The 20,117-nt window shown below is 60.9% G+C and carries 24 protein-coding genes and 1 tRNA gene; 11 read left to right on the top strand and 14 right to left on the bottom strand.

Annotated elements, in window-relative coordinates; all coding sequences use genetic code 11:
* From rplP to rplC, 8 genes are read right to left on the bottom strand one after another with little or no spacing between them, the layout of a single operon-like run.
* A complete protein-coding gene (rplP, locus tag SIB73_RS14985; RefSeq protein WP_413403884.1) occupies nt 1-474 on the bottom strand; it encodes a 50S ribosomal protein L16 in 474 nt (157 codons plus the stop codon).
* A 16-nt stretch (nt 475-490) separates the two neighbouring features.
* Nucleotides 491-1,222: a 30S ribosomal protein S3 gene (gene rpsC / locus SIB73_RS14990; protein WP_066904453.1), complete on the bottom strand. Its 732-nt coding sequence runs from the start codon at nt 1,220-1,222 to the stop codon at nt 491-493.
* A gap of 19 nt (nt 1,223-1,241) precedes the next feature.
* Nucleotides 1,242-1,607 carry a 50S ribosomal protein L22 gene (gene rplV / locus SIB73_RS14995; protein ID WP_066904449.1) on the bottom strand — a complete coding sequence of 122 codons (366 nt, stop codon included), beginning with the start codon at nt 1,605-1,607 and terminating at the stop codon, nt 1,242-1,244.
* 4 nt (nt 1,608-1,611) lie between these two features.
* Nucleotides 1,612-1,887, bottom strand: a complete 276-nt coding sequence (rpsS, locus tag SIB73_RS15000) for a 30S ribosomal protein S19 (protein ID WP_413403882.1) — start codon at nt 1,885-1,887, stop codon at nt 1,612-1,614.
* A 35-nt stretch (nt 1,888-1,922) separates the two neighbouring features.
* Complete coding sequence (gene rplB, locus SIB73_RS15005) at nt 1,923-2,786, bottom strand: 50S ribosomal protein L2 (RefSeq protein ID WP_066904446.1); 864 nt, start codon at nt 2,784-2,786, stop codon at nt 1,923-1,925.
* A 15-nt stretch (nt 2,787-2,801) separates the two neighbouring features.
* Nucleotides 2,802-3,104 (bottom strand): 50S ribosomal protein L23, encoded by a 303-nt coding sequence (locus SIB73_RS15010; protein WP_413403880.1) that lies wholly within the window; start codon nt 3,102-3,104, stop codon nt 2,802-2,804.
* On the bottom strand, nt 3,097-3,732 hold the full coding sequence (gene rplD, locus SIB73_RS15015; RefSeq protein ID WP_413403879.1) for a 50S ribosomal protein L4: 636 nt from the start codon (nt 3,730-3,732) through the stop codon (nt 3,097-3,099). Before rplD ends, SIB73_RS15010 begins: the two co-directional genes overlap by 8 nt.
* Nucleotides 3,732-4,388 carry a 50S ribosomal protein L3 gene (rplC, locus tag SIB73_RS15020; protein ID WP_413403877.1) on the bottom strand — a complete coding sequence of 219 codons (657 nt, stop codon included), beginning with the start codon at nt 4,386-4,388 and terminating at the stop codon, nt 3,732-3,734. The genes rplD and rplC overlap by 1 nt, the downstream gene beginning before the upstream one ends.
* A 397-nt stretch (nt 4,389-4,785) precedes the next feature.
* Between rplC and SIB73_RS15025 the strand changes: the two genes are divergently transcribed.
* The 6 genes from SIB73_RS15025 to recA all read left to right on the top strand — a co-directional run bounded on the left by SIB73_RS15025 (nt 4,786) and on the right by recA (nt 10,252).
* Entirely contained in the window at nt 4,786-5,247 is a 462-nt protein-coding gene (locus tag SIB73_RS15025; RefSeq protein ID WP_413403875.1) for an NAD(P)H-quinone oxidoreductase subunit N, read from the top strand.
* Nucleotides 5,248-5,321: 74 nt separating this feature from the next.
* Complete coding sequence (locus SIB73_RS15030) at nt 5,322-6,293, top strand: LdpA C-terminal domain-containing domain (RefSeq protein WP_413403873.1); 972 nt, start codon at nt 5,322-5,324, stop codon at nt 6,291-6,293.
* Between the two features lie 70 nt (nt 6,294-6,363).
* Complete coding sequence (locus tag SIB73_RS15035; protein ID WP_413403872.1) at nt 6,364-7,998, top strand: AAA family ATPase; 1,635 nt, start codon at nt 6,364-6,366, stop codon at nt 7,996-7,998.
* Between the two features lie 106 nt (nt 7,999-8,104).
* Nucleotides 8,105-8,176: transfer RNA gene (locus tag SIB73_RS15040), tRNA-Gln, on the top strand.
* A 16-nt stretch (nt 8,177-8,192) separates the two neighbouring features.
* Entirely contained in the window at nt 8,193-8,957 is a 765-nt protein-coding gene (locus SIB73_RS15045; protein WP_413403871.1) for an HAD family hydrolase, read from the top strand.
* Nucleotides 8,958-9,109: 152 nt separating this feature from the next.
* On the top strand, nt 9,110-10,252 hold the full coding sequence (gene recA, locus SIB73_RS15050; RefSeq protein WP_413403870.1) for a recombinase RecA: 1,143 nt from the start codon (nt 9,110-9,112) through the stop codon (nt 10,250-10,252).
* On the opposite strand, the gene SIB73_RS15055 is transcribed toward recA, so the two are convergent.
* The 3 genes from SIB73_RS15055 to SIB73_RS15065 all read right to left on the bottom strand — a co-directional run bounded on the left by SIB73_RS15055 (nt 10,253) and on the right by SIB73_RS15065 (nt 12,397).
* Nucleotides 10,253-10,597 carry a DUF1815 family protein gene (locus SIB73_RS15055; RefSeq protein WP_413406099.1) on the bottom strand — a complete coding sequence of 115 codons (345 nt, stop codon included), beginning with the start codon at nt 10,595-10,597 and terminating at the stop codon, nt 10,253-10,255.
* Between the two features lie 76 nt (nt 10,598-10,673).
* Nucleotides 10,674-10,913 (bottom strand): DUF2839 domain-containing protein, encoded by a 240-nt coding sequence (locus SIB73_RS15060; RefSeq protein ID WP_066904418.1) that lies wholly within the window; start codon nt 10,911-10,913, stop codon nt 10,674-10,676.
* A 41-nt stretch (nt 10,914-10,954) separates the two neighbouring features.
* Nucleotides 10,955-12,397 (bottom strand): helicase, encoded by a 1,443-nt coding sequence (locus SIB73_RS15065; RefSeq protein WP_413403869.1) that lies wholly within the window; start codon nt 12,395-12,397, stop codon nt 10,955-10,957.
* A gap of 100 nt (nt 12,398-12,497) precedes the next feature.
* Between SIB73_RS15065 and SIB73_RS15070 the strand changes: the two genes are divergently transcribed.
* Entirely contained in the window at nt 12,498-13,403 is a 906-nt protein-coding gene (locus SIB73_RS15070; RefSeq protein WP_413403868.1) for a prephenate/arogenate dehydrogenase, read from the top strand.
* Here the strand turns inward: SIB73_RS15070 and crtD are convergent.
* Nucleotides 13,387-14,901 (bottom strand): C-3',4' desaturase CrtD, encoded by a 1,515-nt coding sequence (crtD, locus tag SIB73_RS15075; RefSeq protein WP_413403867.1) that lies wholly within the window; start codon nt 14,899-14,901, stop codon nt 13,387-13,389. The genes SIB73_RS15070 and crtD overlap by 17 nt on opposite strands.
* 35 nt (nt 14,902-14,936) lie before the next feature.
* On the opposite strand from crtD, the gene SIB73_RS15080 reads away from it, so the two are divergent.
* Complete coding sequence (locus SIB73_RS15080; RefSeq protein ID WP_413403866.1) at nt 14,937-15,818, top strand: fructosamine kinase family protein; 882 nt, start codon at nt 14,937-14,939, stop codon at nt 15,816-15,818.
* A 34-nt stretch (nt 15,819-15,852) separates the two neighbouring features.
* On the opposite strand, the gene SIB73_RS15085 is transcribed toward SIB73_RS15080, so the two are convergent.
* Nucleotides 15,853-16,209: a CAAD domain-containing protein gene (locus tag SIB73_RS15085; RefSeq protein WP_114993300.1), complete on the bottom strand. Its 357-nt coding sequence runs from the start codon at nt 16,207-16,209 to the stop codon at nt 15,853-15,855.
* Between the two features lie 53 nt (nt 16,210-16,262).
* Between SIB73_RS15085 and SIB73_RS15090 the strand changes: the two genes are divergently transcribed.
* Both SIB73_RS15090 and moeB read left to right on the top strand, forming a co-directional pair.
* Nucleotides 16,263-16,829 (top strand): M67 family metallopeptidase, encoded by a 567-nt coding sequence (locus tag SIB73_RS15090; RefSeq protein ID WP_413403865.1) that lies wholly within the window; start codon nt 16,263-16,265, stop codon nt 16,827-16,829.
* The gene (gene moeB, locus SIB73_RS15095) at nt 16,826-17,989 is read left to right on the top strand and encodes a molybdopterin-synthase adenylyltransferase MoeB (protein WP_413403864.1); all 1,164 of its coding nucleotides are present in this window, start codon (nt 16,826-16,828) and stop codon (nt 17,987-17,989) included. The genes SIB73_RS15090 and moeB overlap by 4 nt, the downstream gene beginning before the upstream one ends.
* Nucleotides 17,990-18,004: 15 nt before the next feature.
* Here moeB and SIB73_RS15100 read toward each other — a convergent pair whose 3' ends face one another.
* The gene (locus tag SIB73_RS15100; protein WP_413403863.1) at nt 18,005-19,201 is read right to left on the bottom strand and encodes a cob(I)yrinic acid a,c-diamide adenosyltransferase; all 1,197 of its coding nucleotides are present in this window, start codon (nt 19,199-19,201) and stop codon (nt 18,005-18,007) included.
* A gap of 60 nt (nt 19,202-19,261) precedes the next feature.
* Between SIB73_RS15100 and larE the strand changes: the two genes are divergently transcribed.
* On the top strand, nt 19,262-20,110 hold the full coding sequence (larE, locus tag SIB73_RS15105) for an ATP-dependent sacrificial sulfur transferase LarE (protein ID WP_413403862.1): 849 nt from the start codon (nt 19,262-19,264) through the stop codon (nt 20,108-20,110).
* Nucleotides 20,111-20,117: the final 7 nt, after the last annotated feature.

Raw genomic sequence — 20,117 nt, forward strand, 5'->3', positions numbered from 1 at the left:
TCAGGACTCCACGGTGGCGGCAGCAGTGCCCGGAGCTTGCGCACCGGATGTCTGCTCCTGTTCATCGAGAGTGATGAACTTGGTCTTCACAGGCAGCTTGTACTGCGCGAGGCGCATGGCTTCCTTGGCGATTGCGGGGGTGATTTCATCGCCACCCATCTCGAACAGGATCCTGCCCGGCTTGATCACTGCAACCCAGAATTCAGGGTTGCCCTTACCTGAACCCATTCGGGTTTCGGCAGCGCGCATGGTGACCGGCTTGTCAGGGAAAATCCTGATCCAGATTTTTCCGCCACGCTTGACGTAGCGGGTCATGGCACGACGGCTGGCCTCGATCTGGCGCGAGGTGATCCAGCCGCATTCCTGTGCCTGCAGTGCGAACTGGCCGAAGGCGATGGTGTTGCCACGGGTGGCGACACCGCGCATGCGGCCGCGTTGCTGCTTACGGAATTTGACGCGTTTTGGACTCAGCATGGTTCAGGCCTCCTGTTCAACCCTCGTTGGAGCGGTCTTCGAACTGTTGGGGCCTGCGACCGGCCCGACGCCGCGGGGTTGCCCCCACAGGCAGCTGTTGCTGGGCTTCATCACCCAGCACTTCGCCTTTGAACACCCAGACCTTGATGCCGAGCACCCCGTAGGTGGTGCTGGCGACCTTGGTGGCGTAGTCGATGTCAGCGCGAAGGGTGTGCAGCGGCACACGACCTTCACGCGTCCACTCGGTGCGGGCGATTTCAGCACCGTTGAGGCGACCTGAAACCTGAATTTTCAGGCCCAGAACGCCGGCTCGCTGAGCGCGCTGAACCGCCATGCGGATGGTGCGACGGAACGCCACACGCTTTTCAAGTTGCTGAGCGATGTACTCGGCGAGCAGAAAAGCATCGGCGTCGACGCGCTCGACTTCAACCACATTGATCCGAACCTGGCGGTTCAGATCGCCGACGGTTTTCTGGATGCCGGAGCGCAGCTCTTCAATGCCGCTGCCCTGGCGTCCAACCAAAACGCCGGGGCGTGCGGTTTTGAGCTCGACCTCAAGCTGATCGGCCTTGCGGGCAATCAGCACGTCGCTGATACCGGCGGAGCCGTATTTCTTGTGGATGAACTTGCGGATCCGGTCGTCCTCCTGGAGGAGGCTCGGATAACTCTTGCTGGGGGCGTACCAGCGTGACCGGTGCTCCTGGGTGATCCCCAGGCGTAAGCCGGTTGGATGGATTTTGTGTCCCATCAGTCGGGGTGCTCGGGGGTCAGGAGTCGGTCTGGGCTGCCACAGCAATGCTGATGTGGCAGGTCTGCTTTTTGATCGCGAAGGCGCGACCTTGGGCGCGGGGTCGGTAGCGCTTCATGGAGGGGCCCATGTCAGCGCTGGCCTGGGAAATCACCAGGGTTGATGGGTCAAGCCCGAGGTTGTGCTCGGCATTGGCCACTGCTGAACGCAGAACCTTGGTGATGGGACCCGTGGAGCGATACGGCATGAACTCGAGCATGATCAGCGCGTCGCGATAGCTGCGACCGCGGATCTGATCGAGAACCCGCCGGACCTTGGACACGGAACCGCGGATGAAGCGACCGTGTGCCTGGGCGGTGGTTGCCGTTGGGGATGACGTTGTCATGGACTCAGCGGCCTCCTTTTTTGTCTTTGATGTGGCCTTTGAAGGTGCGGGTAGGGGCGAATTCGCCAAGCTTGTGACCCACCATCTGTTCGGTCACGAAGACCGGCACGTGAGTGCGGCCGTTGTGCACCGCGATTGTGTGGCCGATCATCATCGGCAGAATCGTGGAGGCCCTTGACCACGTTTTGATCACCGACTTGTCATCGGCGGCATTTTGCCTTTCAACCTTGCGCAGCAGGCTGTCGGCAATGAAGGGGCCTTTTTTAAGTGAACGTCCCATGGCGGATTAAGCGAACGACGGAATGGTGAGCAGCATCATGAGTCGCGTCCGCCACGGCTCCGCTTGGACGTCTTACGACGCTTGCGGAGGACGAACTTGTTACTCGGCTTGTTGCGCTTGCGGGTCTTGAGGCCCAGAGCGGGTTTGCCCCATGGGGTGACAGGACCGGAACGGCCGATCGGCGCTCTGCCTTCACCACCACCATGAGGGTGGTCGCAGGGGTTCATCACACTGCCTCGCACCTGAGGCCGGCGTCCGAGCCAGCGGCGGCGACCTGCCTTGCCAAGGCTTGTGTTGCGAATCTCCGAGTTGCCGACTTCGCCGATGGTGGCGTAGCACTCACGGCGCACCAGTCGAACTTCCGTGGATGGCAGCTTCAGGGCGACGTAATCACCCTCCTTGGCCATCACCTGAGCGCTGGCTCCGGCAGTTCGGACCATTTGTCCTCCGCGACCTGCGTAAAGCTCGACGCAGTGAACGCTGGAACCGAGGGGAATATCGGAGAGCGGCATGGCGTTGCCGATCTCGATGGGAGATTCAGGTCCCGACACCACGGTTTGACCGATGGAGACACCGGCAGGGGCCAGGATGTAGCGCTTCTCACCATCGGTGTAGAAGAGGAGGGCCAGCCGCGCATTGCGATGCGGGTCGTAGTGAATGGCGGCCACCTTGGCTGGCACACCGTGTTTGTTGCGACGAAAATCGACGATGCGGTACTGCCTCTTGTGGCCACCGCCACGATGACGACAGGTGATTACACCGCGGTTGTTGCGTCCTTTGCGGCGGTGCTTGGACACCACAAGCGAACGCTCCGGCTTGCGGCCGGTGACTTCACTGAAGTCGGTGACGACCCGGGTGCGTGTACCGGGTGTGTAGGGGCGGAAGGTACGGATTGCCATGACGTTTCAGACTCCTCAGGACTCAGGGAAGAGTTGGATGGAGTTGCCCTCAGCAAGGCGCACCACAGCCTTCTTCACCTGAGAGCGTTTGCCGGCAAATTTGCCGACCCGACGACTTCGGCGGGGAGGATTCATGGTGCTCACGCCGGTGACCTTGACATCGAACAGCTGCTCAACAGCGGCTTTGATGTCGGGCTTGGCAGCTCTGGGATCCACCTCGAAGGTGTACTGGTTCAGTTCCAGTGCTCGGGTGGCTTTTTCAGTGATCAGGGGCCTGCGGATCACGTCCGCGAGGCGTCCTGTGAAGCGCTCAGTCATCTCCGTAGACCTCCTGAATGGTTGCGAGTGCCTCTTCGCCCAGCACCAGTGAATTGGCGTGGAGCAAATCGAAGACGTTGAGCTGGTCAGCCGTGATCAGCTTCACTTTCTCAAGATTGCGAACCGACCGCCGCACAACTTCGCTTGGGGCTGTGAGAACGATCAGAACCTTCGCGTCGGCAGCGACTCCGAGGCGCCCAAGAGCGTCGACGACCTCGCGGGTTTTTGGGGCTTTGAGGTCTGCTCCGAAGTCCTTCACCACAATCACGTCGTCGATGCGCGCCATCAGCGCGGTGCGCAGGGCCAGACGACGTTCCTTGCGATTCATCGCAAGGTTGTAGGTGCGGGGTTTGGGACCAAACACAATGCCGCCGCCTGGACGCAGGGGAGTGCGGATCGATCCCTGTCGGGCACGACCGGTCCCTTTCTGCTTGTAGGGCTTGCGTCCGCCACCACGCACCTCAGCACGGGTGAGGGTGCTGGCAGTTCCCTGACGGCTGTGGGCCTGCTGGCGCAGCACCGCACGGTGCATCAGATCAACTGCGGTGGTTTCTTTCGCCACCTTCAGGTCGATGGAAGCCTTGCCGGTTTCCTTGCCTTGCCAGTCACGTACAACACAATTGGCCATCACTTACCTCCTTGGGCGGGCTTGGCACCCACACGATTGGCGGGCCGGATGTTCAGCAGCGATCCAGGTTTTCCAGGAACAGATCCCTTGATCACGAGCAGGTTTCGGTCACTGTCCACCTTGAGGATCGTGAGCGCCCGCGTGGTGATTTTCTTGCCGCCGTAGCGACCAGCCATCCGTTTGCCTGGGTAGATCCGGCCGGGTGTGGTGCCCGCACCGGTTGAACCGGGCTCGCGGTGGTTCTTCGAGCCATGGGTCATCGGCCCTCGGCTGAAGCCGTGGCGCTTCTGATAACCAGCAAACCCACGGCCCATCGTGTCGCCGCTGACGTCGACTTTCTGGCCAGTCTCGAAATCACCCACGGTGATTGCGCCACCCAGCTCGAGACCCTTCAGGTCGTCGACGCGATATTCGCGCAAGTGTCGGAGTGTCCCTTCGCCGGATTTGGCGAGGTGACCCTTGGCGGGCTTGTTGATCAGCTTTTCGCGTGTTTCACCAAAGCCGATCTGCACGGCTTGATAGCCGTCAGTTTCAGTGGTCTTGAGTTGGGTGATCCGGCAAGGCCCCGCCTCGATCAGAGTGACCGGGACGGCTTTGCCTTGCTCGTCGAAGAACTGGGACATTCCCAGTTTCTTCCCAAGGATGCCGATGGACATGGGAGGTAGTAACGCCAGCGTGGACAACCCCAGCTGTTGCAACCTGACGCTGCTTGAGCTGTGGCCTGGAGGGCGCTGATTGAGATGACGCAGTCATGGCCGAACGCTTCAACGGAATTCGTTTGGGCAATTCGGATTGGGGCTAGCGAACGAATCAGCTGGCTGGGACTTAATCAACCGGAGAGGTCGGTAGTTTCCCGGCAACAGCAACGACTTAACTCGCTGAGTTGCGCTGGCCTGAAGATCCGGCGCACACGCCGGACCTGCTCTCGGAACTGGAGGCCCGGCTAGCGGACGGGCACAGATCGGCAGAGCAAACAATGAACCTACATCACCGCCCTCCGGCTTCCATTCATCCCTGATCAGCTGCCAGACTCGTTTCAACTGGACCGATTCCATGCCGCTGCTGCTTTCAGGTCGGGGTTTCCGCCGTGAACTGGAATCCGCCGGTGTCATGGCTGTTCATGCTCCCCTCGAGGGCGGCGCTGAGACGCGCCTGCTGAGGCGACTGCGCGCCGCCGGATACCGCACTCAGATCACCTCCGCGCGTGGTCTCGGAGATCCTGAGGTCTTTCTGTTGCAGAAGCATGGTGTGCGTCCCCCCCACCTGGGTCACCAAAGTGTCGGACGTGGTGCGGCTGTGGGAGAGGTGCAGGAAGTGATGCCGCAACTTGGAGAGATTCTCCTTGGCAACAAGCCGGTCGTTCTGTGGCTGATCGAGGGGCAGGTGCTGTCTCGATCGGAACTGCTGTCCCTCTGCGACCTTTGCCGGCGTGAGCCGCGTTTGAAGGTTGTTGTGGAAATGGGTGGTGCGCGCAGCCTGCGCTGGCAGCCGATGACCCGGCTGCTGGGAGCCTGACCACCTGTCTTCTGCCGGTCACCGGTTCACATGCCGCCGGTGATGAAGCCCTCGCAGAGGGGCGTTGGGTCAAATTGATCTGTGGAGCCAGCAATCAGGATCTGGCTGCGATTGCAGATCTCTGTGCTCTCTATGCCGTTGCCGGGGTTCAGTGTGTTGACGTTGCAGCCGATGCCGCTGTTGTCAATGCTGCTCGAACGGGTCTCAGCTGGGCCAGGGAACGCACCGGTCAATCCCCCTGGTTGATGGTCAGCGTCAGCGACGGACGCGATGCCCATTTTCGTAAAGCCATCTTTGACCCTTCCCGATGCCCGCCTGATTGTGCAAGACCCTGTGAAAAGGTCTGCCCTGCTGATGCCATTCATGCCGGTCCCGGCGTCGACCCCAACCGCTGCTACGGCTGTGGGCGTTGTTTGCCGGCCTGCCCCCTTGGCCTGATTGAAACCTCCGATCATCGAGTGGGTCTCGACAACCTCGCCCTTCTGCTGGCTGAGCTACAACCCGATGCGATTGAGGTTCATACCGCCCCTGGGCGTCAGCAGGACTTTGATCGCACGCTCGACGAAGTTGCAGCTGCCTCGATTCCTTTGAAAAGGGTGGCTGTGAGTTGCGGTCTTGAAGGGCATGGCCTGCGCTCCCAGGACCTGGTCAAGGAACTCTGGGGGCGCCATGAGTGCTTGAGAAGACGTGGCTTTCGTCCTCTTTGGCAGCTTGATGGACGCCCGATGAGCGGTGATGTCGGAGCTGGCACGGCGCGTTCGGCTCTGCGGCTCTGGCAGCAGGTTCGGACAAGCGCACCTCCCGGGCCGTTGCAGCTGGCTGGAGGAACCAACAGCGCGACCATTGGCCTGCTCAACGGTCTTGGGCTGCTGCGCTCCAGTGGTCCGGCAGGTGTGGCTTTCGGTGGGATGGCCCGTTCGATCGTGCAACCTCTGCTGCAGGAGGCCGAATGCCGCCGGACCACATTGCGTGACTGGCCTTTTGGCTGGGAGCAGGCCCTTGCACTGGCTCGGGATCTGGTGATTCCCTGGCTTGCACGCCCCTGACTGTTCCCGATAAGGGACTCAGTCCTGCTAGAAGGCGTTGAGGTCCTGACGAGCACTGGGAGCCTGGGCCATGGGTACAGAGCGCATCACCGATGATTTGCAGCGGCTGCTCGCGCTGTTGCCAACGCCCGTTCAGAACGCTCTCGCCCCCGCTGAACGACGCAGTCAGCTGCTTGAAGTCGTTCTAGACCTCGGTCGGATTCCGGAAGCGCGTTACCCAGGTCGCTCGGTCGAACTCGGCGGCCACTGCCTGGAACGCCAGGACCTCGAGGAGATGGTCAACAGGATCGGCCAATTCGGTGCTGATAACCGAGCGGGCATTGAGCGCACCCTGCATCGCATCAGCGCAATCCGTAACCGGAGCGGTGCTGTTGTCGGCCTCACCTGTCGCGTTGGACGTGCCGTTTTCGGGACTGTCGCCATTGTTCGTGATCTGCTCGACAGCGGAGAGTCATTGCTGCTGATGGGACGCCCCGGTGTGGGCAAAACCACTGCTCTGCGGGAAATTGCCCGTGTTCTGGCCGAGGACCTGCACAAGCGGGTCGTCGTGATCGACACCAGCAATGAAATCGCCGGTGATGGTGATATTCCACATCCAGCGATCGGTCGTGCCAGGCGCATGCAGGTGGCCAGGCCTGAGCTTCAGCATCAGGTGATGATCGAGGCGGTGGAAAACCACATGCCTGAAGTCATCGTGATCGACGAGATCGGTACTGAGCTGGAAGCTCAGGCGGCACGCACGATTGCAGAGAGGGGCGTGATGCTTGTGGCCACCGCCCATGGCAATGCCCTCGCCAACCTGATCAAGAATCCAACGTTGTGCGATCTGATTGGGGGGATCGAGTCGGTCACCCTTGGCGACGATGAGGCTCGCCGCCGCCGAACCCAGAAAACGGTTCTCGAGCGTGCTGCCGAACCGACCTTCCCGCTCGCTGTGGAGATGCACAGCCGCCATCGCTGGGCTGTTCACGATGACGTCGGGCGCACGGTGGATCTGCTGCTTCGCGGACAAAGCCCCAGACCTCAGGAGCGCGAGTTGCTGGCGGACGGTGGAGTCAGGCTTGTGGATCCAGAACCATCAACGCCGCAGCCCCCTCAGCGGCGGCCCGCCCTGGCCGTCGTGCCTTTGCCTGATCCCAGACGTTCTGCCAGAAGGAGCAATGCTCCCGAAAAGTCGACCCCTGTTGAGACTGCGCGTGAGCAGAAGCTGCAGGTGCTCTGTTGTGGACTCAGTCGGCAGCGGCTGGAAGAGGCTGTCCGCTGTCACGGCTGGCCTGTCAAAGCTGTTGATGATCTGGCGTGTGCTGATGTGCTTCTGAGCGTGCGTCAGGGGTTGGGGCGTCAGCCTGAGCTTCGCCGGCAGGCACGGGAGGCCGGGGTTCCGATCCTCGTGATCAAGTCGGATTCTCTGGCCCAGGTCGAGCGAGCTCTTGAGCGCCTGCTCAACCGTCAGCCCCTGTCCGGCAGGGATCAGGAGCCTGAGCGAGCCTCTGGTCATCCCGATCCAGGCGATGCGCTGGCTGCTCTTGAGGAGTGCAGGTTGGCGGTGGAGCAGATTGTGATGTCGGAGGGGCGTCCGGTTGAGCTTTTACCGCGTAACGAGAACGTTCTTCAGATGCAGGCGGATCTCGTGGCGCGTTACAGCCTTCAAAGCGACGTCTATGGATCCAGTGATCAACGCCGGCTCAGAGTTTTTCCCCCATGACCCACGCCATGCCGGCGTGAATGGATTGACGAAGGTCACTCCATTGTGAGTAACTATTTGAACTTCCAGAGTTGACCTCCGCATGGAGCTTCAACAATGGAGTCAATGGGCCGTCGCCAAGTGGTAAGGCAGCGGGTTTTGGTCTCGCCATTCCTAGGTTCGAATCCTAGCGGCCCAGTTTTTTCTCATCCCTGTTGCTGTCACCCAGTCTCCTGGTCTTTGATTTCGACGGGGTGATTGTGGATGGGATGAATGAGTACTGGTGGAGTGCTCGTCGTGCCTGTCTGCGGTTGTATTCCGCTGCCGATCTTCCCGAGTCCACACCTCCACAGTTCCGGCAGCTCAGGCCCTGGATTCATCACGGTTGGGAGATGGTGCTGATCGCGGCATTGATCGCAGAGCAACGCGGACCACTTGAACAGCTCGGGGTCCAGGTGTTTGTTCACGACTATGCGGCGCACTGCGCCACTGCGCTTGCGCGCTTCGGCTGGACTCCTGCTCTGCTGCAGCAGACCCTGGAGGCTGTGAGGGCTGAGGCCGTGCTTGTCGATCGGGACAGCTGGCTCGCTCTGCATCAGCCCTATCCGGGTGTGCCCGAGCGTTTGGATGCCTTGGCGCAAGAGAGCATGGCCTGGGCGGTGCTCACCACCAAGGCACGGGATTTCACTGCCGAGCTGCTCGCCTCGATGGGGCTCAGGCCTGCTCGGCTTGATGGCCATGAGTCTGGATCCAAGCCTGAGGTGTTGCGCCGTCTGGCCTGTGACTGGACCCTGGACGGTTTTGTTGAGGACCGTCGCCCCACTCTTGAAACCGTTCGGGCGACCCCGGGCCTCGAAACCCTCCCTTGCTGGCTGGTCAGCTGGGGATATCTGAAGCCGACCGACCTGGTGGAACTTCCCGAGGGCATTCGTCTGCTCAGGCCTGAGCAGTTCGCTGCCCCCTTGGCGGAGTGGCCCTGATTCGATAACGTACATCTGTACTACGTGAGACGGATGGCCTGAGTCGGGGCACTGGATGATCTGTCCGGTCCCTGATCACACCGAGGCGTCGGTTCAGCCGCCGTCCCGATCAGCTGCCTGCGGCGTTCTTCTGCTCTTTAACTGTTTCAGCCATGCCAGCCGATGTGAAAGCCTCCCAGTCCTCCGGTGGAGATGTCCGCCCCGGTGAGCGCGACAAAGCGCTCAACCTTGTGCTCGGTCAGATCGAGCGCAACTTCGGGAAGGGTTCGATCATGCGCCTCGGAGACGCTTCCAGGATGAGGGTGGAAACCATTTCCACTGGAGCCCTCACTCTGGATCTCGCTCTTGGAGGTGGGTATCCCAAGGGACGTGTCGTTGAGGTCTACGGACCCGAAAGTTCCGGTAAGACCACGTTGACCCTGCATGCCATTGCTGAGGTTCAGCGCAACGGAGGTGTCGCCGCCTTCGTGGATGCCGAGCATGCTCTCGACCCGGTTTATGCCGCATCGTTGGGGGTGGATGTGGAAAACCTGCTGGTCTCCCAGCCGGATACGGGCGAAATGGCGCTGGAAATTGTTGATCAGCTGGTTCGTTCCGCGGCTGTCGACATCGTGGTGGTTGACTCCGTCGCCGCTCTGACGCCCCGTGCCGAGATCGAGGGTGAGATGGGTGATCTGGCTGTGGGTAGTCAGGCCCGTCTGATGAGCCAGGCAATGCGCAAGATCACCGGCAACATCGGCAAGTCCGGTTGCACGGTGATTTTCCTCAACCAGCTGCGTCTCAAGATCGGCGTCACTTACGGCAACCCGGAAACCACCACCGGTGGTAATGCCCTCAAGTTTTATGCCTCGGTGCGTCTTGATATCCGCCGTATTCAGACGCTCAAGCGCGGTACTGAGGAATATGGAATCCGCGCGAAGGTGAAGGTGGCCAAGAACAAGGTGGCTCCACCCTTCCGCATCGCGGAATTCGACATTCTCTTTGGCCGTGGCATCAGTACGCTGGGTTGTTTGCTCGATCTGGCCGAGGAGACGGGTGTCGTGACTCGCAAGGGCGCCTGGTACAGCTATGAGGGCGACAACATCGGTCAGGGGCGTGACAACACCATCGGTTGGCTGGAGCAGAACCAGGAAGCCAAGGATTCGATTGAAGTCTTGGTGCGTCAGAAGCTGACGGAAGGTTCGGAAGTCACCTCCAACTCCATGCGTCCTCTTGCTGCCGCCGCGCGTTCCGCTGCTGCCAAGCCTCTTGCCAAGGCCTCTGAGGCGGCTGTGTCGTCGAAGGATGCAGCCTGATCAGCCCTGCTGGAGCGCAGAGGAGCTGCATTCACTGCGGCTCCTCTGCAGATGTCCTGTGATGCGCTGAAGCTCCTGGATCGCTTCAGCACCTTCGAATTTCACCAGTTCGCGGCCATTGCGGGATTCAACCCAACTGATGCCGAAATCAGAGACCAGAAAGCGCACCATGTGATGCTCGCCCAGTTCGGCCATGAATGAAGCCCCGCTTCCGTCCTGGCCGTCATCGCAGACGTAGCAGGTGGCGGTGATGCCCTGTTTCCTGAGATTTCCGGCCAAAGCCTGCAGGCTCATGACCAGATCCTGGACGACCGAGCGGTACTGCTCGGAGAGTCGTAGAAACACGCAGAACACCATTCAGGTTCATATGAGCCTAAAGGTTTTCTTTCGAATTCAGGGTCGCTGATGAGCGTTTGCAGTTTTATGGGCTGTCGGCAAGTGTCCAGAAGCCTGCTGCAGGGCCGATGAAACGCACCACCACCCAGAACAGCACCAGGGCGGCGATGCCGATCCAGGCGCCTCGTGTGGTGATGGATACGAATTGCGTGGCCTGGGCTCGGGTCAGCGGCAACCAGGCGATAAATCGTTCTGCATCCTTGGGGTCGGGCTTGCGCTGACGTGGTGGCAGTCCCTGACTGGCACGGCGTCGTGCTTCTCCCATCACTGGCCTCACAAGCTCTCGATCAGCCTAGAAGTGCCCCCTCAGTCCGGTCGAAGTCTCTGCAATGAATCCCAGGGTTCAAGCGCGCGCAGCACCTGCTCTCCCCAGCTGCGTCCGCGGACCCGTCCATCAAGGATGGCCAGGCGACCGCCGCTGCGTCTCAGCGGAGCGATGGCAGGGATTAAAACCGCCAGGGCTTCGGGGAGCAGAAGCGTGCGGAACCAATCACGGCCCTGCCGCTTCATCGACTCCACGCGGGCTGCGGTGAGGGGATCTTCCAGACTGGAGATCGGCAGCATGGCTGCAATCAGCTGTTCCGGTTCCGGAAGCAGATGCTGATGGTTCAACCACCAGTTCCAGCTGCAGCAGATCACTCCGTTGGATTCCGGTGCGGTGCTTTCAAGAGTGACCCTGCTGCCGAACTCCGCCGCAAGCTCGCTGCAGAGCCGCTGTCGCATGCAGGGAGCGTCCACCAGTACACCGGTCAACCCCGACCGGCCCAGGATCAGGCGTCGACTCTGCTCCAGCAGATGGGCGGCGAAAATTTCCGTGTTCGGGAGCGGCTGACGCCTGGGCAGATAGATCGGCAGCGGTTCACCACGCGCTGCATCGCGTAGATCAATACGCAGCTCATCGCTGTCGCTGCACGGCTCTTCAACATGACCGCGACAGCCTCCATCGCCATGGATCAGCGTCCAGGGATGCTCTGAGAAGAGTGATTCCAGCGTGATCAGTGGTTCAAGCGGTTGCAGCTGCCAGCTCCACTGCAGGGTGTTTGAGTCCACGCGAGCCCAGCTGGCCCATGACGCTCGGTCCATGGACATAAGCTGGGACCAGGGTTCTGGAGTTGGTCCCAGCAGCTGCAGCAGATCGCGAACCAGGGTCAGCGCGCTCTCGGGCATGGTGAGATCGCGGCTCGTTCCTGCGCCAAGGGCTACCAGCTGACGACTCAGGCGTTCATGCAGCTCAAGCAACGCCTCGCCAGCGGAGGGAAACGCTGCTCGCAGCTGCTCCCAGTGACAGGAGTCGATCTTCACGGTCATGGCCCGTCGGAGGCGGTCAGGCAACCATTCCGCCTCGGGAACAACAAGATGGTCTTCAGGACGGAGCTGTCCTTGGCGATGGACATCCAGAAGCTGGTGGGGTGTCAACAGCCAGATCTGGTCTCCGGGGGGGGGAGCAAATCCTGTCCAGCAGCCCAGCTTCAATCCGCTTTCGAGCAGACGCGGTCGTTCAAGCTGCAGCAGCCGCTGCTGTTGCGTTGGATCGAGAACCAGCACAGTGTGTCGGCTGCGCAGACTGAGCGGAACGAGCAGGGCCAGCCACCAGCGGTCGCTGCTGCCTGCGGATAACTGGATTCTGGTTCGATCCTGGCGTCGCAGACTCCGTCCCACCAGACGGCTCAGGGTCAGTTGGTGCTCCCAGTGGCCAGCTTCTCCCCTGAGCAGGTGCTTGAGCTGCTGATGGGCCTGGACTTCCAGCATTCAGGAAGCCTAAGAACCTCCGGGTCGATCATCGGTTCAGGCTGAGCTGTTCCGATCCCTGCATGGGTCAAGCAACATGGTCTGGGTGGGAACAGCAGTCATGGATCAGGAGCGGATCGCAGATCCGGCTGGCTTCAACAGGGTCGGTGTTGTGGGTCTTGGCCTGATCGGGGGTTCCATCGGTCTCGATCTGCGTGCTCTCGGGGTCTGTGTTCAGGGCCTCGTGCATCGGGCCAGCACAGCGGAGCGTGCTGTGCAGCGTGGGCTTGTCGATGCTGTCAGCAGCGATCCCGCTTGCCTCGAGGGCTGTGATCTTGTCGTTCTGGCGTTGCCGCTTGAGGCCCTGCTTCAGCCCAAAGAGGCACTGATTCAAGCCCTCCCATCTGAGGCTGTGATCACGGATGTGGGGTCGGTGAAGGGAGCCGTTCTGGAGGTCTGGAGAGATCGTCATCCCCGCTTTGTGGCGTCTCATCCCATGGCGGGCACTGCTGAGTCTGGTGTGGAGTCAGGTTGCAGCGGCTTATTCAAGGGACGCCCCTGGGTGGGTACTCCTGAAGTGCAGACAGATCCGGAAGCCCTGAAACAGGTCAGAGCCTTGGCTGGCTTGCTCGGTGCGCACTGGGTCAGTGCGGATCCACTCATTCATGACCAGGCCGTTGCCCTGATCTCGCATCTGCCGGTGATGGTGAGCGCAGCGCTGCTGCGTGTGCTTGGAGAGGAGCGAGATCCACGTGTTCGTGATCTGGCGCGTCAGCTGGCCTCAAGCGGTTTCGCTGATACAACCAGGGTTGGAGGAGGTAATCCAGCACTGGGTACGGCGATGGCTTCTCACAACACCTCCGCATTGCTGAAGTCCCTTGCCGCCTATCGATGGAGCCTCGAGCAGCTCGAAGAGGCGATCATCAATGGCCACTGGTCTCAGCTGGAGAAGGAGCTCGACAAGACCCGTGAACTGCGTCCCGGTTTCCTGGAGCCCCCCTCGGATCCAGCTAGGCCTTCAGCGTGAGCTTCAGACCTCGTTCGGCCATCAATTGCCTGCAGGCCATCAGTGCTGACAGGCTTACTCCAGCAGTGCCTTCTCCGGGGTGAATGGAATCGCCACATAGCCACAGGTTGGAGATGGGGGTGCGGCTGGCGAGTCCGAAGGGCCCGAACCGACCTGGGCTCTGGCCAAGGCCACCCACCACGCCATCCGGCCGACCGGTCCAGTGGGCGAACCCCCTCGGTGTCGCCAGTTCCTGATGCAGCCAGGCGTGATCGGGCAGTTTCAGGGCGGCGTTCACTCCAGCACGAATCGAGTCGCCAAGTTCTTTTTTGCGCTTCTGGTAAGCCGTTTCATCCAGATCGTGCCAACCCTCCGGTGAGGTGAACACACTGGCGATCACGGTGGCCTGACCCTCCGGGGCTCGACCATCACCGTCATGGCTCATCGACAGGAACAGTGAGCCCGGTGTCTCTCCATCCCGTTGGAGATGTCCAGGGCAGTTGTCCGGCAGATGATGACGTTCAACAGCTCCGTAAAACACAATCGCTCCGCTCGGAGCTTTGAGTGTGTTGAGGTGCTTGCGATACCCCTCGGGCATCTGTCGTGGGTCGGGAATCAGTCCCGGCAAGCATTGCGGCGGCAGGCTGCAGATGATCTCGCGGGCCTGCAAGCGCTGCTCGGTTTTCGCCGGGCCTTCAACCATCACCGACCATCCAGGTTGCCCGTCGTTTCGTTCCAATCGCAGGGCGCGATGGCGCAGAAGCACACGCCCGCCATCGCGTTCCAGGGCCGTCGCCAGCTGATCGCTGAGGCTCTGCATCGATCCGTGCAGATGCCAAAGCCCCAGTGGCGCCTGGCACATCTGCAACACCGTGGCGCCATAGAGGGCAGCGGTGCGGTCGCTCGGTTGCTGTGAGTACAGCCGCAGCTGCAGGTCGAGAAAGCGCCGGAGTCGTGGGTCTCCGCCGCATCCGCTGAGGGTCAGCAGATCGGCAACCGTCAGCAGACTCAGCGGGGCACAGGCCAGATTCCCGGGGGTCAGGGCGGCGAGGGTGCGTCCGAGATCCCAGCCAGTGCGAATCGGGAGCACTGGGTCAGCCGCAGCGAACTGCCAGTTCTGACGGTGAATCCAGCTGCACAGCTGCCAGAAGCGTTCGCTGCCGGGGAAGTGCCGGCTGCGCTCCTTGCGCCAGCGCTGGGGATCGTGCCAGAGGTGCACCGGAGGTGACCCGTCATTGAGATCCACCACACAGCCGGGGTCCAGTCGCCCGGCTTCGGGAGGTCTGATGTTCAGGTGCTGAAACAGTCGTGCATGACTGCCCCCAGCTTCCAGCCCTGCAACCTGTGTCGCCCCCACATCAAAGGTGTAGGCCCCCCGTCGGAACGTTCCAGCACAACCACCGAGCTGATGGTGCGCCTCCAGCAGGGTGACGTTCAAATCCTCGTGGGCCAGCAGGGCTGCAGCGGTGAGACCGGCAATCCCGCCACCGATCACGATCACGTCCTGGACAGGTTCCATCGCGGCATGCTGGCAGCAGAGGTGGATCAGCGTGGATGCGTGATCAGCTGGAACGGGCTCTGGCCGCGAACGCCGGGTTGCTTGAGGGGCGACAGGTGGTCGGTCTGCGCAGTGTGGGCGGCGGCAGTGTCGGATCCACGTGGAAGCTGAACCTGATTGATGGCGACGAACTTTTCGTCAAGGTGGCCCGATCGGAGAATTTGCTTGCTGAACAGTCCGGCCTTCAGGCTCTGCGGCAGTGGGCTGATCCGGGCTTGCTCGAAGTGCCCAAGGTGCTTGGTTGTCTCCCGCTTTCGGGTCAATCAGCACTGCTGATGGCCTGGTGGAATTCCAGCAGCGGCGATCAGTTCCGGCTTGGCCGCGGCCTGGCAAAGCTGCATCGTGCGTCAGCAGCGGCCGGGCCCGGTTGTTTCGGCTGGGATCAGGATGGCTTCATCGGTCTTGGGCCCCAGCCCTCCGGATGGTGTGACAGCTGGGGCAATGCGTTCACTCAACTCAGGCTTCACCCCCAGCTGTGCCTGGCCAGTGAGTGGGGGCTGGCTGCACAGCAGTGGGAGCCGCTGCTTCAACCGATCGCCGCATGGCTGAATCGTCATGCTCCCGAGCCCTGTCTGGTGCATGGCGATCTCTGGGCCGGTAATGCTGCGGTCCTGGCTGATGGCCGCGGCCTCTTGATTGATCCGGCCAGTTGGTGGGCTGATCGTGAGGTCGATCTGGCCATGACCCAACTGTTCGGTGGCTTTTCCCGTCGTTTTATGGAGGGCTACAGCGCTGAATGGCCCCTGCCGCCTGGCGCAGAACAAAGGGTGGAAGTGCTGAATCTTTATCACCTCTTGAATCACGCCAATCTGTTTGGCGGTGGATACCAACAGCAAAGCCGCAGGATCCTCAAGGATCTGCGGCTCGCTTTGCTCTGAAGAGATCTGGGAAGGGGGCTGATGCCAATCGGCTTCAGCCCAGATATTCCTTGCGAAGCGTCTGGATTCTGGCCACCAGGGCATTGCGCTTGTCGCTGGTGGTGAGGTTCTTCCAGCTCCATTGCCCGACGACCACAACACCGAGCAGCTCCAGCAGGCCTGGGACCACCGGCAGCAGATTGATCGTGTCGAGAATTCCCTTGATCAGGATCTGGGCAACGATCACAGCAGCGAAAATGCCCACCACCTTGCCGATGCGTCCTGCCTGACTCCAGTCGACCTTGTCGAGAGTTTCATTCACCTTGCCGAGGACGTCTTTGTACCGCTCGGCGAAGGCAACGTTGTCGCCAGTGGCGCTTTCAGTCGACTGCGTAGTGGTTTCGTCGCTCATGACGCCTAAGCTGGCTGCTAATACCCCGCGACGATATCGGCAAGATCACTGGAATGCCATGCCGGCTCCGTATCGATCTCGATTGTCTGATGATTCTCAGAGCTTCGCTCGGTGCCGTGTCACCGCAGGAGGGCTGCGCATTGCTGCTGGGGGAATCGGCAGCTGAGCCCACCGTGCGCTTTGTGTGGCCCTGTTGCAATGTCTGGAACCCTGGATTCGGTGGATTCAGCGATGTCATCAAAAGCGATGGTGATCAGGCGCCGGCTTCCCCTTCGCGCCGATCACGCTTTGCACTTGATCCTCGTGAGCAGATCGCTGCTCAGAAATGGTCTCGTCAGCGAGGCTGGCGAATTCTCGGCAGTGCTCACACCCATCCCGGGGGAAAGCCGGTTCCCAGTGCCGTTGACAGGCAATGGGCTGCCGGCGAGGGGGTCATGCTCATCGATGCCGGTGCCGCCGGGGTTCGTGCCTGGTGGTTGCGCGGGGGCGGGCAGGGCATGCCCGACAGGACTGCGGAAGCTCTGTCGCTGGTGATCGATCACCAGGCAGCCGATCATCAGGTAATGGTGGGAGACACTGTGAACTCGTGTCCTGATGGCACATTGATCCCTCTGCAATGACGGAACACTGTCCGGATCCCGTTCTGAGTTCCCAGGAGCGAGGACGTTATGCCCGTCATCTGATGCTTCCGGAATTCGGTGTGATCGGCCAGCAGCGGTTGAAAACGGCATCGGTACTGTGTGTTGGGGCAGGCGGGCTCGGCTCGCCCCTGCTGATGTACCTGGCGGCAGCCGGTGTCGGTCACGTCGGAATCGTTGATGATGATCGCGTGGAGCTCTCCAACCTCCAGCGGCAGGTGATTCACTCTGAAAGTGGTCTTGGTCAGCTGAAGACAGATTCCGCTGCTCAGAGGATTTCGGGCATCAATTCCGATTGCCGGGTTGAACGGTATGCCTGTCGGCTCACTACCGACAATGCTTTTGGGCTGATCGAGGGCTACGACCTCGTGGTGGATGGATCCGATAATTTCCCCACCCGCTATCTGATCAACGACGTCTGCTGCCTGCTTGACAAGCCGTGGGTGTACGGATCTGTTCAGCGCTTCGAGGGGCAGGTCAGTGTGTTCAACCAAGGCCCCCAGTCACCGGACTACCGCGATCTGGTGCCAGAGCCACCGCCACCCGGCCTTGTTCCCTCCTGTGCCGATGGTGGTGTGGTTGGAGTGATGCCGGGATTGATCGGGCTGCTTCAGGCCACCGAAACGATCAAGGTGCTGACTGGGATCGGCACATCTCTGGATGGGAGGCTGCTGCTTGTGGATGGCCTCAGCATGCGTTTCCGGGAGCTTCGTCTGCAACGCCGGCCCAACCGACCTGCCGTCACGACCCTGATCGACTATGAGGCGTTCTGTAGCGTCGACGCTTCCGGCAGTCACGAGGGAGTTTCAAGCGTGGGAAGCATTTCCGTGAAGCAGCTCAGTGCACTGCTGGACCGGGGCGATGAGCTGCTGCTGATTGATGTGCGTAATCCCTCGGAAGCCGATGTGGGGGTGATTCCTCGATCGCAACTGATCCCGCTTGCAACAATCGAGAACGGAGAGGGGATCGACGAGATTCGCCGCCTTGCCGGACAACGACCCATTTATGTGCACTGCAAGCTGGGTGGACGTTCTGCGCGTGCGGTCGAGCTTTTGGCCGAGCATGGAATCGAGGCCACCAATGTGTCGGGAGGCATCGACGCCTGGTCGCAGCAGATTGATCCAGACGTTCCCCGCTACTGAGGACGTATCAGAGCGTCAGTAGTCGACCCCACGTTTGAGGTCGACTCCCTGCTCCGCATAGTGTTTATGACAGACCATCTCTGAGTGGATATTCGCCAGATCGAAGTAGGCCGGAGGGTGTTTGCAGCGACCTGTGATGATCACTTCGGTTTCGGAGGGCTTACGCACCAGGGCCTGCACGATGGGTTCGACCGGTAGAAGTTCAAGATCAACAGTGGGATTCAGTTCGTCCAGGATCACGGTTTTGTAGAGGCCGCTCGCAATCGCCGCTCGGGCAATTTCCCAGGCGCGTTCGGCCTCCACATAGTCGATCGGTTCCTGTTGGCCACGCCAGACAATTGCGTCCCGTCCGGAACGCAGGTGGTCCACCAGGTGCGGATAGCTCTCACGCAGCGCTGCGATCGCAGCATCTTCGGTGTATCCATTGCCTCCCTTGAGCCATTGCAGGATCAGCACGCGGTGGCTCTTGTCCTGACTGATGCCTCTGCCGATGGCCTGGAGCCCCTTGCCCAGAGCGCTGGTGGATTTCCCTTTACCTTCACCGGTGTAGATCTCAATCCCACCCGGTGACGGGAACGGAAGCAGCGAATCGTCCTTGGGCTCGATCCGTCTGTGGGCACGCATCTCGGAGTGCAGATCGGCGATCTGAATCAAAGGCTGGGGGGCTGCACGCCCGGTCACGATGATTTCCATGCCATCCGGTCGAGCCGAGAGAGTCTTGACCACATCGTTGATGTCGAGCAGCCCGAGATCCAGCACGGGGTTCAGTTCGTCCAGAACGACAACCGAATAAAGAGCGCTGGCAATCGCACCTCGGGCAATGTCCCAGCCTCTCTGGGCTTCCTGCTGGTCGAATTTGGTTGCCTCGTCAGCGTTGAAATAGTCAGCGCGTCCTGTCCGGACCTGATCGATGAGGTGGGGAAAACCCTGCTGCAGGGCTTCAATCGCCGCATCCTCGTCGTAAGCCCGGCCAGGTCCTTTGAGGAACCGCAGCAGCAGAACCCTGGTTCGCCGCTGCTCGCAGATGCCAAGACCGATCGTGCGCAACACCACTCCCAGTGCAGCCTGGCTCTTGCCTTTGCCTTCTCCGTCGTAGACATGCAGCTGGCCAAGGCTGCGCTCACGACTGTCGGCAGCTGTGACGATGCCGATGCCTGGATTGCTGCGGCGACGTGCTCCGCTGGAGCTATCGGATGACTGGACTGCGTCCATCGTCAGTACTTGGATGGCGCTTCTTACGATCGGAGCATACTGAGATTCCCGCCTTCAGCAGTGGCTCCCGAGACTTTTCGCCTGCTGGAACCGCTCTCCATCGAAGACGAGCAGCGGCTGAAGCAGTTGCGCGAACGGATCCTGAACTTCAAGCGTGTGTTCGTTGCCTATTCCGGTGGTGTGGACAGCACCCTCGTTGCCGCCATTGCTCAGGAACAGCTTGGCGACTGCGCGTGTGCCGTCACCGGTGTGTCGCCATCTCTGGCCTCTCATCTTTTGGCTGAAGCTCGCCAACAGGCTCACTGGCTGGGAATCAGGCATCGTGAAGTGAAAACCAAAGAGCTTGAAGACCCCGCCTACAGCAGCAACCCCACGGATCGTTGCTATGCCTGCAAGCGCGAGTTGCACAGTCATCTCGCCCCAATAGCAGAGGCGGCTGAAGGGGCGAGGGTGCTCGATGGTGTCAATCTTGATGACCTCGGCGATCATCGACCAGGCCTTGAGGCGGCCGGTGAAGCTGGTGTGATTTCGCCGCTGGCTGATCTTCAGATCGACAAGACCTGTGTGCGACGACTGTCCAGGGCACTGGGTTTCCCCTGGTGGGACAAGCCAGCTCAGCCTTGTCTGGCCTCGCGGTTTCCTTACGGGGAAGCGATCAGCCATCACCGCCTCAGGCAGGTAGGTCATGCTGAAGCCTGGTTGATCGAACGGGGTTTCTCTCGTGTGAGGGTTCGATCCCAGGGCCTCTCTGCTCGAATTGAAGTTCCTCAGGAGCGGCTTTCGGAACTGCTTGCGCCTGAGCTCAGAGAACCACTCGTTCAGTTCATGCTTGAACTCGGCTTCACCAGTGTGAGCCTGGATTTGGAAGGATTGGTGAGTGGAAAGCTCAACCGGGGCCTACCCGGTTGAGGGTCGA

It is taken from the genome of Synechococcus sp. MIT S9509 (genome assembly GCF_047303035.1).
GTDB lineage: Bacteria > Cyanobacteriota > Cyanobacteriia > PCC-6307 > Cyanobiaceae > Synechococcus_C.

What these genes read in the sequence shown, in the direction of transcription:
- rplP (WP_413403884.1), bottom strand. Translation starts at nt 474, where the DNA reads ATGCTGAGTCCAAAACGCGTCAAATTCCGTAAGCAGCAACGCGGCCGC.
- rpsC (WP_066904453.1), bottom strand. Translation starts at nt 1,222, where the DNA reads ATGGGACACAAAATCCATCCAACCGGCTTACGCCTGGGGATCACCCAG.
- rplV (WP_066904449.1), bottom strand. Translation starts at nt 1,607, where the DNA reads ATGACAACGTCATCCCCAACGGCAACCACCGCCCAGGCACACGGTCGC.
- rpsS (WP_413403882.1), bottom strand. Translation starts at nt 1,887, where the DNA reads ATGGGACGTTCACTTAAAAAAGGCCCCTTCATTGCCGACAGCCTGCTG.
- rplB (WP_066904446.1), bottom strand. Translation starts at nt 2,786, where the DNA reads ATGGCAATCCGTACCTTCCGCCCCTACACACCCGGTACACGCACCCGG.
- SIB73_RS15010 (WP_413403880.1), bottom strand. Translation starts at nt 3,104, where the DNA reads ATGACTGAGCGCTTCACAGGACGCCTCGCGGACGTGATCCGCAGGCCC.
- rplD (WP_413403879.1), bottom strand. Translation starts at nt 3,732, where the DNA reads ATGGCCAATTGTGTTGTACGTGACTGGCAAGGCAAGGAAACCGGCAAG.
- rplC (WP_413403877.1), bottom strand. Translation starts at nt 4,388, where the DNA reads ATGTCCATCGGCATCCTTGGGAAGAAACTGGGAATGTCCCAGTTCTTC.
- SIB73_RS15025 (WP_413403875.1), top strand. Translation starts at nt 4,786, where the DNA reads ATGCCGCTGCTGCTTTCAGGTCGGGGTTTCCGCCGTGAACTGGAATCC.
- SIB73_RS15035 (WP_413403872.1), top strand. Translation starts at nt 6,364, where the DNA reads ATGGGTACAGAGCGCATCACCGATGATTTGCAGCGGCTGCTCGCGCTG.
- recA (WP_413403870.1), top strand. Translation starts at nt 9,110, where the DNA reads ATGCCAGCCGATGTGAAAGCCTCCCAGTCCTCCGGTGGAGATGTCCGC.
- SIB73_RS15060 (WP_066904418.1), bottom strand. Translation starts at nt 10,913, where the DNA reads ATGGGAGAAGCACGACGCCGTGCCAGTCAGGGACTGCCACCACGTCAG.
- SIB73_RS15065 (WP_413403869.1), bottom strand. Translation starts at nt 12,397, where the DNA reads ATGCTGGAAGTCCAGGCCCATCAGCAGCTCAAGCACCTGCTCAGGGGA.
- SIB73_RS15070 (WP_413403868.1), top strand. Translation starts at nt 12,498, where the DNA reads ATGGATCAGGAGCGGATCGCAGATCCGGCTGGCTTCAACAGGGTCGGT.
- crtD (WP_413403867.1), bottom strand. Translation starts at nt 14,901, where the DNA reads ATGGAACCTGTCCAGGACGTGATCGTGATCGGTGGCGGGATTGCCGGT.
- SIB73_RS15080 (WP_413403866.1), top strand. Translation starts at nt 14,937, where the DNA reads ATGCGTGATCAGCTGGAACGGGCTCTGGCCGCGAACGCCGGGTTGCTT.
- SIB73_RS15085 (WP_114993300.1), bottom strand. Translation starts at nt 16,209, where the DNA reads ATGAGCGACGAAACCACTACGCAGTCGACTGAAAGCGCCACTGGCGAC.
- SIB73_RS15090 (WP_413403865.1), top strand. Translation starts at nt 16,263, where the DNA reads ATGCCATGCCGGCTCCGTATCGATCTCGATTGTCTGATGATTCTCAGA.
- moeB (WP_413403864.1), top strand. Translation starts at nt 16,826, where the DNA reads ATGACGGAACACTGTCCGGATCCCGTTCTGAGTTCCCAGGAGCGAGGA.
- SIB73_RS15100 (WP_413403863.1), bottom strand. Translation starts at nt 19,201, where the DNA reads ATGGACGCAGTCCAGTCATCCGATAGCTCCAGCGGAGCACGTCGCCGC.